Source organism: Curtobacterium sp. L3-7 (assembly GCF_048756585.1).
Classification (GTDB): domain Bacteria; phylum Actinomycetota; class Actinomycetes; order Actinomycetales; family Microbacteriaceae; genus Curtobacterium.
In genome coordinates this window covers 2,901,040-2,914,062 of the sequence record NZ_CP151474.1, presented here as the reverse complement: position 1 = coordinate 2,914,062, position 13,023 = coordinate 2,901,040, and the positions used below count along the sequence as shown (strand labels likewise).

The window sequence follows — 13,023 nt, the reverse complement described above, 5'->3', positions numbered from 1 at the left end:
CCGCGCGTCGAGTGTAGTGGTGCGGCACGGACCCCGTCTGAGCCGGTGGACAGCGAGCAGGGATGCGCTCTCCAGCCTCTCTCGCGTATCCTGGGCCGTTGATTCGCGCGCCGATTCCCCCCACCCCGGCGCGGAGGGAGAGAGATCCGTGCGATTCGTCCTGGCGATCGTCAGTTTCGTGATCGGGCTGCTGCTCGTCGGTCTGGGCGTCGCCCAACGCACCGTCTTCGCGCCACCGTCCTCCACCGTGGCGCAGGCGTCGTCGATGACCACGGCGCCCGTCACCGTCATCCCCGGCTCCACGCTCAACGCGAACCCGGGCTACCAGCGCATCAACGTCACCGGCTCGGGGACCGTCTTCGCCGCCTACGGCAAGACCTCCGACGTCGACGCGTGGGTGGGCGACGCCAAGCACAACACGCTCCGCTACGACGCGGAGGGCGAGCGTCTCGTCGCGAGGACGACGGGCAGCGACGACTCCGTTCCCGACCCGAAGGGCAGCGACCTCTGGTACCAGGAGTACGACGGCGCCGGGCAGTTCACCGTGCGACTGCCGCAGGACGTCTCCGTGGTCCTCGTCGGCGACGGCAAGTCCGCCGCTCCCTCCGACGTCTCCGTGACCTGGCCGCGTGACACCGCGACCCCCTCGGTCGGACCGCTCATGGTGGCCGGTGGCGTGTTCGTGCTCGGCGGGATCGTCCTGCTCGTCTGGGCGTTCCTCCACCAGCGGCGTTCCCGTGGTCCGCGGCGTCGCAGCGGTGGGACCCGGCCGCCGCGCGTGCGCGCCTCGCGTCGCGCAGCGGCGGCGGGGGCCCAGGTCCCGGCTCGGTCGCGCCGAGGCCGCCGCTCGATGATCGCTGTGCCGGTCGTGCTCGTGGGCACGCTCGCACTCGCCGGGTGCTCCTCGGAGTACTGGCCGCAGGGCGGTGGAGACGCGACGGCGACCGCCACCCCGACGGCGTCGGCCACCGGTGCCGCCGAACAGGCCGAGCCGACCGCCGCGACTCGGCAGCAGATCAACCGGATCGTCGGTCGGATCGCAGAGGTCGCGACGAAGGCCGACGCCGACAAGGACGCCGATCTCGCCGCGACCCGGTTCACCGGACCGGCGCTCGAGCTCCGCAAGGCCAACTACCAGATCCGCGACAAGGACCAGGACGTGCAGGCCCCACCGGCGATCTCGGCCGCGGACATCTCGGTGTCGCTCCCGCAGCAGACCGACACCTGGCCGCGCACGGTGTTCGTGGTCGCCTCCGACCCGGACGACCAGAAGACGGCGCCGCAGGCCCTGACGCTCGTGCAGGAGTCCGCGCGCGACGACTACAAGGTCGCGTACGACGTGTCGCTCGAAGCCGACGCGAAGCTCCCGTCGGTCGCCCCGGTCTCGATCGGCACCGCGCAGCTCGCGTCCGACTCGAAGCTCCTCGCGCTCGCCCCGGACGCGGTGGGGCCGGCGTACGGCGACATCCTCTCGAAGGACGCGGACAGCAAGTACGCCGACCTCTTCCAGTCGGACGGCGACGACCTGCGCGGCAAGATCGGCAAGGACTACAAGGACAAGAAGTCCGCCTCCCTGCCGGACACCGCGAAGATCGAGTACTCGTCCGAGTCCCCGGACGGCTCCGCCATCGCCCTGGCGACGAACGGGGCGGGTGCGCTCGTGTCCGTGAACCTGAACGAGATCGAGAAGGTCACCCCGACCGCCGACGGCGCCGAGGTCAACACCGAGGGCGCGGTGAAGGCCCTGTCCGGGGTCGACTCAAGCAAGAAGGGCATCAGCGCCACGTACGGCGTCCAGCTGCTCTTCTCCGTGCCGGCCGTCGGGTCGGACGACAAGATAGTCCTGCTCGGGTTCACGCAGGGCCTGACCGCAGCGAGTGAGGTGCAATGACGAACGTCCCCCCGACCCCGTCCGGACTCCGCGGAGCCGTCGACCTGTCATCCCTGGTCGAGCGTGCCCAACGTCCGGCAGCCCAACAGGCAGCCCCGGCCGCACCAGGGACCGGCTCCGAGACCGGTGCGGACCTGACCGTCCCGTCGCTCGTCATCGACGTCACCGACGACACGTTCCAGGACGTCCTGCAGCTGTCCACGATCGTCCCGGTGATCGTCGACATCTGGGCCGAGTGGTGCGGGCCGTGCAAGCAGCTCTCGCCCATCCTCGAGCAGCTCACCGAGGAGTACGCCGGACGCATCGTCCTGGCCAAGGTGGACGCCGACACGAACCCGCAGCTCGTGCAGGCGTTCCAGGCGCAGTCGATCCCGACCGTGGCCGCGGTCATCGGCGGTCGCCCGCTCGGGCTCTTCGTCGGCGCGCTGCCGGAGGCCCAGGTTCGCGACGTCTACGAGCAGGTGCTCCAGGCCGCCGAGCAGAACGGCGTCTCCGGTCGCGTCACGGTCGACGGCGCGGGCACCGACACCGAGCCGGTCGAACAGGGCGAGCCCGAGCCGGAGCCGCTGCCGCCGCACCACCAGGCGGCGTACGACGCGATCGAGCAGGGCGACTACGCCACGGCGATCCAGGAGTACAAGACCGCGATCGCGCAGGACCCGCACGACCAGATGGCCGTCGCCGGGCTCGCGCAGGTGTCGCTCCTCGACCGGTTGAACGGCCGGACGGCGGAGGAGATCCGGTCAGCGGCGGGTGCGGGGCCGTCCGACGTGGGCGCGCAGCTCGCCGTCGCCGACCTCGACATCAGCGGCGGCCACGTCGAGGATGCCTTCGGGCGCCTGCTCGACCTGGTGCCGACGGTGTTCGGCAGCGACCGTGAGTCCCTGCGTGTCCGGCTCGTCGAGTACTTCGAGCTCATCGGCGCGGAGGACCCCCGCGTCATCGCGGCGCGTCGGCGCCTCGCGAGCGCGCTGTACTGAGCCCATCAGGACCGCCAAAGCGACAGATCCCCGCGAGATGCTCGCGGGGATCTGTCGCTTTCGCGATGCAGACGGACGGGTCAGCGGGTCAGCTTCAGCCAGACCGCGCCGAGCGGCGGCACCACGAGGTGCGCCGAGGCCGGGCGCCCGGCCCACGGGGTGTCATCCGCGGTGACGACTCCGAGATTCCCGACACCCGAGCCGCCGTACTCTGCTGCGTCGGTGTTGAGGACCTCCTGCCACTGCCCGGCGGCCGGGAGCCCGAAGCGACGCTCGACGGGCACGCCCGAGAAGTTCACGAACACCGCCAGCCGCTCGTCGCCGGTCTTCCGCAGGAATCCGATCGTGGAGTGCGGGGCGTCGCCGCCCTCGATCCACTCGAAGCCCTCGGACGTGGCGTCGTGCGTCCACAGCGCCGGTGTGTCCTTGTACACGCGGTTGAGCGCCGCGACGAGGTCCTGCACCCCTCGGTGGCCGGGGTCGTCGAGAAGCCACCAGTCGAGGCCGCGTTCCTCGGACCACTCGGACGACTGCGCGAACTCCTGGCCCATGAACAGCAGCTGCTTGCCGGGGTGCGCCCACATGAACGCCAGGTAGGCGCGGACGTTCGCGAGCTTCTGCCACTCGTCCCCTGGCATCTTGCCGTAGAGCGATCCCTTGCCGTGCACGACCTCGTCGTGGCTGATCGGCAGGGTGAACTGCTCACTGAACGCGTACACGAACGAGAACGTCAGCTCGTCGTGGTGGTAGCTGCGGTACACCGGTTCGCGCTGCACGTACTCGAGCGAGTCGTGCATCCAGCCCATGTTCCACTTCTGGCCGAAGCCGAGCCCGCCGGCGTCCGTCGGCTGTGTCACGCCGGGCCACGAGGTGCTCTCCTCGGCGATCATCACGATGCCCGGGTAGCGCTTGTACGCGGTGGCGTTCGTCTCCTGCAGGAACGAGATCGCCTCGAGGTTCTCGCGGCCGCCGTGGATGTTCGGCAGCCAGTCCGTACGGGAGTAGTCGAGGTAGAGGATCGATGCGACGGCGTCGACCCGGAGGCCGTCGATGTGGAACTCCTCGAGCCAGTACAGCGCGTTCGCGACGAGGAAGTTGCGGACCTGCGGCTGCCCGAAGTCGAACACGTAGGTGCCCCAGTCGAGCTGTTCGCCGCGGCGGGGGTCCGGGTGCTCGAAGAGCGCGTGGCCGTCGAACTTGCCGAGCGCCCACTCGTCCTTCGGGAAGTGCCCTGGAACCCAGTCCATGATCACGCCGATGCCCGCGGAGTGCAGCCGGTCGATGAGGTAGCGGAGGTCGTCGGGCGAACCGAACCGCGAGGTCGCCGCGTAGTACCCGGTGACCTGGTAGCCCCACGAGCCGCCGAACGGGTGTTCCGCGAGCGGCAGGAACTCGATGTGCGTGAACCCGAGGAACTGCACGTGGCCGATCAGCTGGTCGGCGACCTCGCGGTAGCTCAGCCCGGGGCGCCACGAGCCGAGGTGCACCTCGTAGACGCTCATCGGACGGTCGTGCGTGGTCGTCTTCGCCCGGTGTTCCATCCATACCCGGTCGCCGTCGGACCACTCGTAGTCGGAGGTCGTGACGACGGACGCGGTCAGCGGTGGGACCTCGGTGCGCCGCGCGAACGGGTCGGCACGCTCCACCCAGCCGCTGTCGGTCAGGATCTGGAACTTGTACCGCTGTCCCTCGACGGCGCCCGGCCAGAACAGTTCCCAGACGCCGAGGTCGCTCAGGCGCCGCATCGCGGTCGTGCGCCCTTCCCAGCCCTCGAAGTCGCCGATCACCCGCACGGCGGTGGCCCGCGGCGCCCAGACCGAGAACGCGACGCCCTCGACCCCGTCCATCGTGCGGACGTGTGCGCCGAGGTGCTGCCAGAGCTGCTCGTCGCGGCCCTCACCGAACAGGTGCAGGTCGAGCTCGCCGAGCGTCGGCGGGAACCGGTACGCGTCGTCGGTCGTCCAGGTGGTGTCGTCGGTGTCGGTGCTCTCGTCGTAGTCGTAGTCGGCCTCGACCCGGTAGCGCCCGAGCGGTTCGACGGTGGCGCCGGCCCAGAGTCCGTCGCCCTCGTGCGTCAGCTCGATGTCGTCGCCCTCGAGTCGCACGAGCCGGACGGCGCGGGCGAGGTGACGGACGACACGGACGCTCGTCCCGCCGTCGACGGGGTGTGGGCCGAGGACGTCGTGCGGCTGGGACCAGCGGCCCTCGGCGACGGCGGTCCGCAGCCACTCCTCGACGGGGGCGGGGCGCGGTTCGGCCGCCGCGTCGGCCACCGGGCTGGAGGCTCGGCTCGGCTCGGGCGCGTCCGTCCCGTCCGCTCCGGCTTGCGACACCGCATCGGGCTGCGTCTCCGCCACGCTCGAGGCAGCCGGCTCCTGCACCGCTTCCGCGGTGACGTGGCGCGGGTGCGCGGAGTCGGCCGCGTGCCCGGACAGTGTCGCCGATTCCTGCACACCGCGGTCGGGTGCTTCGCGTCGCGGGAGTCGGGCGCCCGGCATGTCCTCGCCGGGTGCGGAGCTCCGCGGCTCGTACCGCGGCGACTCGAAGCGTGCGGAGGGCGGCGTCGGAACAGGGGTCGGCTCCGGCGGCGTCGGGGGATCGACGTGCTTCGCCGGGTGTGTCGGCCGGGGGGTGTCCTCGGGCATCAGACGGGGGAGCACGGGCGGGGGCGGCGGCTGGACCGGCGGCACGCTCGGCCCCTGCCCACGGTCCTGACCGGTGCTGCGGTCTGGCTGTTGGGGGTCGGTGGTCATCGGTGCGGTCCTTCCACGACGAGCAGGTGTACGGGTTCCTGGAACGCGTCCAGGCGGACGTAGTTGGACGAGCCCCAGACCCAGCGCTGGCCGGTGACGACGTCGCGGACGTCGAAGGACTGCTCGGGGTCGAGGCCGAGGGCGGCGAGGTCGAGGTGCACGGTCGTCTCGCGGGCCGAGTGCGGGTCGACGTTGGCGACCACGATCACGGTGTCGTCGCGGCCGGACCGGATGAACAGACCGGGCAGGTGCTTGGAGTAGACGACGATCGCATCGTCCTCGGCGTCGTGCACGTGCAGGTTCCGGAGCTGCCGGAGTGCCGGGTGCGCCGAGCGGAACCGGTTGAGCATCGTCACGTACGGCGCCAGGCTCGCGCCCTCTGCCTCGGCCAGGGCGAAGTCGCGCGGCTTGTACTCGTACTTCTCGTTGTCGATGTTCTCCTCGGAGCCCGGACGTGCGACGTCCTCGAAGAGCTCGTAGCCGGAGTACATGCCCCACGTCGGAGCCCCGGTCGCGGCGAGCGCAGCACGGACCTTGTAGCCGGCCCGGCCGCCGAACTGCAGGTACTCGGTGAGGATGTCCGGCGTGTTCACGAACAGGTTCGGACGGAGGTACGCGCTCGTCTCGTGGGCGAGCTCGTCGAAGTAGTCCGCGATCTCGTCCTTCGTGTTCCGCCAGGTGAAGTACGTGTACGACTGCTGGAAGCCGGCTTCGGCGAGCGCGCGCATCATGGCCGGACGCGTGAACGCCTCGGCGAGGAACACCGTCTCCGGGTGCTCGTCGCGGATCTCCCTGATGACGCGCTCCCAGAACCACAGCGGTTTGGTGTGCGGGTTGTCGACGCGGAAGATCCGGATCCCGAACGCGATCCAGTGTCGGAGCACCCGTTCGACCTCGGCGACGAGTCCTTCGGGATCGGTGTCGAACTGGATCGGGTAGATGTCCTGGTAGCGCTTCGGCGGGTTCTCCGCCGTGGCGATCGAGCCGTCGGCGCGGACCGTGAACCACTCCGGGTGTTCGGTCACCCACGGGTGGTCGGGGGAGCACTGCAGTGCGAAGTCGAGCGCCACTTCCATCCCGGTGTTCTTCGCCGTCTCGACGAAGTCGCGGAAGTCCTCTTCCGTCCCGAGATCGGGGTGGATGGCGTCGTGCCCGCCGTCTTCGGAGCCGATCGCCCACGGGCTGCCCGGGTCGTTCGGGCCGGCGTCGAGGGTGTTGTTCGGGCCCTTCCTGGCGGTGTGCCCGATCGGGTGGATCGGCGGGAGGTAGACGACGTCGAAGCCCATCCGTGCGACGCCGGGGAGCCGACGGGCCGCTGTGCGGAAGTCGCCGCTCTTCCAGGAGCCGTCCGGGTTGCGCTTGGCGCCTTCGCTCCTGGGGAAGAACTCGTACCAGGCACCGACCCCGGCCCGCGTCCGCTCGACGTCGAGCAACTGCACGGGGGAGTGCGTCCGGAGCGATGTGAGGGGTGCCTCGGTGACTTCGCCGGTGATGCGGGGGTCGTCGACCGCTGCGAGCCGTTCGGCGGGGTCGAGGTCCTCGTCGCGGACGCGTTCAGCGGCGCGAGCAGCGGCGGGGGAGTCGGTCTCGGCGGCGAGCCGATCGAGCAGTGCTGCACCGTCGAGCAGCGTCGCTTCGGTGTCGACGCCCGCCGCGATCTTCAGCCGTGCACCGTGCAGCCAGGTCTCCCAGTCGTCGGAGTAGGCCTCGACGTGCCAGGCCCACACGCCCGTGTGGTCGACCTGCACCGTCGCTTCGTACCGGTCGGTCCCCGGTGCGACGAGGGCCAACGGGACGGTCCTGGTCCCGCCGTCGGGGCGCTCCACGACGAGGTCGGCGCCGATGACGCCGTGTCCTTCTCGGAAGACGGTCGCTCCGAAGGTGATCACCTCGCCGTCGAACGCCTTGCCCGGGAAGCCGTTCGGCGTCGTCGGGGCGAGATCGGTGATCGGGATGCGCCCGATCTTCGGACGCCGGGGTCGGTCTGCGGTGGCCACGGAACCGACGCTACCCGGCGGCGCCCTCCGTGTTCGCCGGAACCCGGAGACTGTGGAGAACGCGTTGCTGCCGATCGGCGGACGGGAGGCTCGTGGCGGCCCGGCACCGAGCCTCCCGTCCGCCGTCCGCGCACGTTCCTGCCCATAACGGGCTGGATGGAAAGCCGAATCGCGCGTAGGTGGTCGGGAGTTCCGACTTCCTAAGCGCGATTCGACCCCCTACGCGCGATTCGACCACCCACAGGGCGAGCGGACGCCAGCAGGCGCACGCCAGCGGCGGACGACAGCGCGTCAGACGATCTCGAACACGTGGATGCCCGGGCCGTACGCGGTGAAGACCGTGCCCGCCGGACGATGCCGGTCGTGGTCACGGTGCTTCTCGCTCGACCACGCCAGGCGGTAGGCGAGCACGTCGTCCCGAACCGGCAGGGTCAGGTCGCGTGTCCGGCCGCTGCCGTGCACCACGACGAGCACCCGGTCGTACGGCTCGTGCTCCGGCGTCGACTCGACGAAGTACTGCAGCGCTCGATGGATCGGCTGGTCCCACCACTCACCGGTCATCGGACCGCCATCGGGGCCGTACCACGTCATCCGCGACGCCGACGGCGTCACCTGCCCGTCGACGCCGTACCGCGACGGTCGGAGCGCCGGGTGGGCGGCACGGAGCGCCGTCAGCGCGGCGACCGTCTCGGTCATCGACTCGGCGTCCTCGTCCGTCGACCAGTCCACCGGTGTCAGGTCGTCGGACACCACGTACGCGTTGTTGTTGCCGTGCTGCGTGCGGCTCCGCTCGTCGCCGGCGGTCAGCATGGGCACGCCGGCGGAGAGCAGGAGCGTGCCGAGCAGATTCCGCATCGAACGACCCCTGGCTGCCCGGACGCCGCGGTCCTCGGTCGGCCCCTCCACCCCGTGGTTGAACGAACGGTTGTCGTTCGTCCCGTCGCGGTCGTCCTCGCCGTTCGCCGCGTTGTGCTTGTGGTCGTACGCCGTCAGGTCGTGGAGCGTGAAGCCGTCGTGCGCGGTGACGAAGTTGATGCCGGCGAGGGGCCCCCGTGGCACGCCGAAGAGGCTCCGGGAACCGGTCAGGGCCCCTGCGAGCGGACCGATCCCGGCACCGGGCACCCCCGTGCGCCGCTCCTGCGCCACGTCGGTCAGCCAGAACTGCCTGACGGTGTTCCGGAACCCGTCGTTCCACTCGCTCACGCGCTCGCCGAAGTGCCCCGTCCGCCATCCGTCCGGCCCGACGTCCCAGGGCTCGGCGATGACGAGCACGTCCTGCAGGTCCTCGTGGTGACGGATGCGGTCCAGCAGGGGGTGGTCAGGATCGAACGCGTGGTCGGCGTCGCGGGCGAGGGCGGCCATCAGGTCGAAGCGGAACCCGTCGACCTGCATCTCGCGCGCCCAGTACCGCAAGCTGTCGACGACGAGGTCGGCGGTGGCCTCCACCGAGGTGTCGAGCGTGTTCCCGCAGCCGGTGGTGTCGTAGTACGTGTCGTCGTCGGCCCAGCGGTACCGGTTCGCGCCGTCGATGCCGCGGAGCGACGATGTCGGGCCGCCGAGCCCCTCTTCGGCGGTGTGGTTGTAGACCACGTCCAGGACGACCTGGATGCCGGCCTCGTGCAGGAGCCGGACCATGCCCTTGAACTCGCGGAGCACCCCGTCGGCGCCCTGCTCGCGCGCAGGGGCCGAGGCGTACCCGGCGTGCGGCGCGAAGAACCCGAGGGTGTTGTAGCCCCACGCGTTCTCACGGCCGGCCTCCTGCAGCCAGTGCTCGGTGTCGAACGCCTGCACCGGGAGGAGCTCCAGCGTCGTCACGCCGATGCGGTGCAGGTGCGCGATGGTGCTCTCGTGCGCGACGCCGGCGTACGTTCCGCGGAGGTGCTCCGGCACGGCGTGGTTCTCGCTCGTCAGCGTCCTGACGTTCGCCTCGTAGACGACGACGCGGTCGAGCGGCACCTCGGGCTTGCCGACGTCGCCCCAGTCGAAGGACCCGTCCACGACGACGCTCGACCAGCGGCGCTCGCCGTCGGTCCGCACGATGCCGCGTGCGTACGGGTCGAGCAGCGGCCGCGTGCCGTCGAACTCGTGCCGCGGTCCCTCGGGCCCGTCGAGGAGCAGGTGGTACGTGTCACCGACCTGGACCCCGTCGACGCTCCCGGTCCACAGGTCGGTGCCGTCGACCCGCTCCAGGGCGACCGATCCGCGACCGTCGACGACGAGCGTCGCCGACGTGGCCGATGCCGACCGCATGCAGAAGCGCGCGGTGCCGTCGGGGCCCAGGAGGAGCCCCTGGGGTGTCTCGATCGCGGTCTCGTGCACCCGACAAGGGTACGAGGACCGGCGGGTATCCTGAAAACGCTCGAAAAGGGGGTACCTGCGTGCCGGTCTACCTCGACCACGCTGCGACGACACCGATCCTGCCGGAGGCGCTCGCCGCCTTCACGGACGCGCTCGCGACCGTCGGCAACCCGTCGTCGATCCACAGCGCCGGCCAGCGCGCCAAGATGCTGCTCGAGGACGGACGAGCGCGCGTCGCCGCGTCCCTCGACGCCGAACCGGTGGAGGTCGTCTTCACCTCAGGCGGGACCGAGAGCATCAACCTCGCGATCAAGGGCCTCTACTGGGCCAGACAGCAGGACCGGCCGCGGCCCCGCATCGTTGTCGCCGCGGGGGAGCACCACGCGACCGTCGACACGGTCGACTGGCTCGAACGCCACGACGGAGCGGTCGTCGACGTGGTCCCGTTGGACGTGGACGGTCGCCTCGACCTCGCCGGACTGGAGGCACGGCTCGCCTCCGCCGACGACGTCGCCCTGGTCACGTTCCTCTGGGCCAACAACGAGGTCGGCACGATCCAGCCGGTCACCTCGATCGTCGCGCTGGCGCACGCCGCCGGCGTCCCCGTGCACTCCGATGCCGTCGCCGCCTACGGGCAGGTCCCCGTCTCCTTCCGAGCATCCGGGTTGGACGCCCTGAGCGTCTCCGCGCACAAGATCGGCGGTCCCGTCGGCATCGGCGCGCTCGTCCTCGGGCGCACCGCGACCGTCGAGCCGCTCATCCACGGCGGAGGGCAGCAGCGGCAGGTCCGCAGCGGGACGCAGGACGCCCCGGCGGCGATCGCGTTCGGTGTCGCCGCGTCCGCACCGCACGCCGACGTCCGGGCGCTCCGAGACCGCCTGATCGCTGGCGTGCTCGAGGCCGTGCCGTCCGCCGTGCTCCGCGGCGACCCCGTCGACCGACTGCCCGGCAACGCGCACTTCACCTTCCCGGGTTGCGAGGGCGACTCGTTGCTCTTCCTGCTCGACGCCGCAGGGGTCGCCGTGTCGACCGGGTCGGCATGCCAGGCGGGCGTCCCCGAGGCGTCACACGTGCTGCTCGCGATGGGGCTGTCGGAGGACGAGGCCCGCGGTGCGCTCCGCATCACGCTCGGACACACCTCGACCGATGCCGACGTCGACGCGTTCCTCGCGGCGCTGCCCGATGCGGTGGCGCGCGCAGGTGCTGCGGGGATGGCGTCCCGGACGCCGTCGATGGGGCGGTGACGGGGCGGGATGGAACGGCTGGTCGTCGTGGGAACGCCTGAGCGCTTGCCTGCACCTGTCGACCGCGCGAACTGGCCCGTGCACGTGACCGTCCTGCCGAACTTCGTCGTCGACGGCTCCGCGGTCGCTGCCGTGACGTCGATCGTCCGCGAGGCCGCCGACCGGCAGTCGGCGTTCGACGCCGACCTGGGACCACGCGCGATGTTCGGCCCGCGCCGCGACGTCCCGGTGCTGCTCGCCGAACACCCGGTCTTCCACACACTGCACGGATCCTTGTCCGGATCGGTCGAGTCGCTGCCGGGGTTCGGACCCGACCATGCCAGGTTCTGGGGAGCGGGGTACCGGCCCCACGCAACGGTCGTGTCTGGAGCGGAAGGCGCCCGGCGGATCAGCATCACGAACCTCGCGGTGGCGTCCCTCGCCGGTCCTCAGGCGCGCGTCCTCGTGAACTGCCAGCTCGCCGCCCGGTCGTAGCGGCCGAGCCGGAGGTACGGGGCTCCGCTCCGGCAGCGGCGGCGAGTCGTCCCGCGGCGAGATCGCCTCTCGAGACGTCGACATGACGTGCTTCGTGTGCCTACCATCGGCGCAGTCGGCGACTCCGTCGACGCAAGGGGAGTGTGTCTCCCGGGTGGGTGGGCTCCCCTTGTGGAGCCCACATGACCGTCGTCTACCGACGCCTGCTGGCTGACCGTCCCTTCGTGATCGGTGTCGGAGCAGTTGCCCTGTCAGCCGTCGCGCTGGGGATGATCCCGCTGTCGCTGATCCTGTCGCCCGGCGAGTCCCTCGCCACCGGGGCAGTTGCTGCCGGCGCCTTCGGGCTGGCGAACGCAGTGGGCGTCCCGGTTCAGGGGGCGGTGATGGCGCGAGTCTCGGCCCGCTGGGTCGTGAGCATCGGAGCGGGCGTCAGCAGCAGCTTCATGCTCTTGGTGGCCGCATCGCCGGGGTCGACTGCGCAGTCGGTGCTCCTCGCCGGAGCCGGGGTCTCGTTCCCGGCGCTGGCGGCAGCCCTTCGAGCTTCGATCCCGCGTTCCTTCTCCGAGCCCGCGGAACGGTCTGGTGCCTACGCTCTGCTCTCGGTCGCATTCCAAGCGGGACTCGCGACAGGACCGGTGGTGGCGGGCCTGCTCGTGGCCTCGGCGCCTCGGCAGCTGGACTTCGTGGTCGTCGCGGCGGTCATCGGGGCCGCCGGCGCCCTGCTGGCAGTGTCGATGGGGACGACCACGCCGACACCGCCTGCCGGTTCGTCACTCCCGCTGGCCGGTGCGGCGCCGTTCGCTCGGATCGTCTCGATCGGTGGTCTGGTGAGTGTGGCGACGGGATCGTTGACGGTGATCGTGCCGGCCGTCGTGGAGGCGGCGGGCAGGGGCGAACTGGCAGGGCCGGTGTTGGCCTGCCTGGCACTCGGAGAAGCCGTCGGTGCCCTGCTCTTCGGTGCACGACCGGTGCCGAGCAGCCGGCGGGCGCAGCTCCTCACCGCTCTTGCCCTGACCGCCGGCGGATACGCGACGTTGGTGATCGCTGCTGATCGGATCGTCCTCCTGGCCGCCCTGGTGTTCGTCGTCGGTGGGCTGTCGAGCCCGGTGGCGATCGTCCTGTCCGGCGCGCTCGACGTCGTCGTCCCGCCGCCGTTCATCGCGAGCGCGTACGGCGTCGTCGTCGTGGCTGCTGTCGGAGGTTCGGCAGTCGGGACGAGCGTTGCGGGGCTCATCGTCGGGAGCGGGGGCGGCGTCGCTGCCGCGGCGGCCGTGGCCGCTCTGGCGATCTCGATCGCAGGAGTGCTGTCGGTTCGACACGTCGAGCGCAGGACGACATCCCGCTGATTCACCGAAGACGAGTGTCGATGCTCCAGACGACGTCGTC

Annotated in this window: 8 protein-coding genes; 5 read left to right on the top strand and 3 right to left on the bottom strand. The window is 71.1% G+C overall.

Annotation, left to right across the window (positions count from 1 at the left end; genetic code table 11):
• Positions 1 to 148 precede the first annotated feature (148 nt).
• Positions 149 to 1,891 carry a hypothetical protein gene (locus tag AAEP80_RS14055; protein WP_420364856.1) on the top strand — a complete coding sequence of 581 codons (1,743 nt, stop codon included), beginning with the start codon at positions 149 to 151 and terminating at the stop codon, positions 1,889 to 1,891.
• Positions 1,888 to 2,871: a tetratricopeptide repeat protein gene (locus AAEP80_RS14050; RefSeq protein WP_420364855.1), complete on the top strand. Its 984-nt coding sequence runs from the start codon at positions 1,888 to 1,890 to the stop codon at positions 2,869 to 2,871. The genes AAEP80_RS14055 and AAEP80_RS14050 overlap by 4 nt, the downstream gene beginning before the upstream one ends.
• 80 nt (positions 2,872 to 2,951) lie before the next feature.
• Here the strand turns inward: AAEP80_RS14050 and glgB are convergent, their stop codons facing one another.
• From glgB to AAEP80_RS14035, 3 genes are all read right to left on the bottom strand, one after another.
• Entirely contained in the window at positions 2,952 to 5,624 is a 2,673-nt protein-coding gene (glgB, locus tag AAEP80_RS14045) for a 1,4-alpha-glucan branching protein GlgB (RefSeq protein WP_420364854.1), read from the bottom strand.
• Complete coding sequence (locus AAEP80_RS14040; RefSeq protein WP_420364853.1) at positions 5,621 to 7,621, bottom strand: maltotransferase domain-containing protein; 2,001 nt, start codon at positions 7,619 to 7,621, stop codon at positions 5,621 to 5,623. The genes glgB and AAEP80_RS14040 overlap by 4 nt, the downstream gene beginning before the upstream one ends.
• 291 nt (positions 7,622 to 7,912) lie before the next feature.
• Positions 7,913 to 9,940 carry a glycogen debranching protein gene (locus AAEP80_RS14035; RefSeq protein ID WP_420364852.1) on the bottom strand — a complete coding sequence of 676 codons (2,028 nt, stop codon included), beginning with the start codon at positions 9,938 to 9,940 and terminating at the stop codon, positions 7,913 to 7,915.
• Positions 9,941 to 9,999: 59 nt separating this feature from the next.
• On the opposite strand from AAEP80_RS14035, the gene AAEP80_RS14030 reads away from it, so the two are divergent.
• The 3 genes from AAEP80_RS14030 to AAEP80_RS14020 all read left to right on the top strand — a co-directional run bounded on the left by AAEP80_RS14030 (position 10,000) and on the right by AAEP80_RS14020 (position 12,983).
• Positions 10,000 to 11,163, top strand: a complete 1,164-nt coding sequence (locus tag AAEP80_RS14030) for a cysteine desulfurase family protein (RefSeq protein ID WP_420364851.1) — start codon at positions 10,000 to 10,002, stop codon at positions 11,161 to 11,163.
• Positions 11,164 to 11,208: 45 nt separating this feature from the next.
• A complete protein-coding gene (locus tag AAEP80_RS14025) occupies positions 11,209 to 11,637 on the top strand; it encodes a 2'-5' RNA ligase family protein (RefSeq protein ID WP_420364850.1) in 429 nt (142 codons plus the stop codon).
• A gap of 182 nt (positions 11,638 to 11,819) precedes the next feature.
• Positions 11,820 to 12,983 (top strand): MFS transporter, encoded by a 1,164-nt coding sequence (locus AAEP80_RS14020; RefSeq protein WP_420364849.1) that lies wholly within the window; start codon positions 11,820 to 11,822, stop codon positions 12,981 to 12,983.
• The last annotated feature ends 40 nt before the right edge of the window (positions 12,984 to 13,023 follow it).

Excerpts from the sequence above, each read along its gene's own strand:
- AAEP80_RS14050 (WP_420364855.1), top strand. The coding sequence starts at position 1,888 with ATGACGAACGTCCCCCCGACCCCGTCCGGACTCCGCGGAGCCGTCGAC.
- glgB (WP_420364854.1), bottom strand. The coding sequence starts at position 5,624 with ATGACCACCGACCCCCAACAGCCAGACCGCAGCACCGGTCAGGACCGT.
- AAEP80_RS14020 (WP_420364849.1), top strand. The coding sequence starts at position 11,820 with ATGACCGTCGTCTACCGACGCCTGCTGGCTGACCGTCCCTTCGTGATC.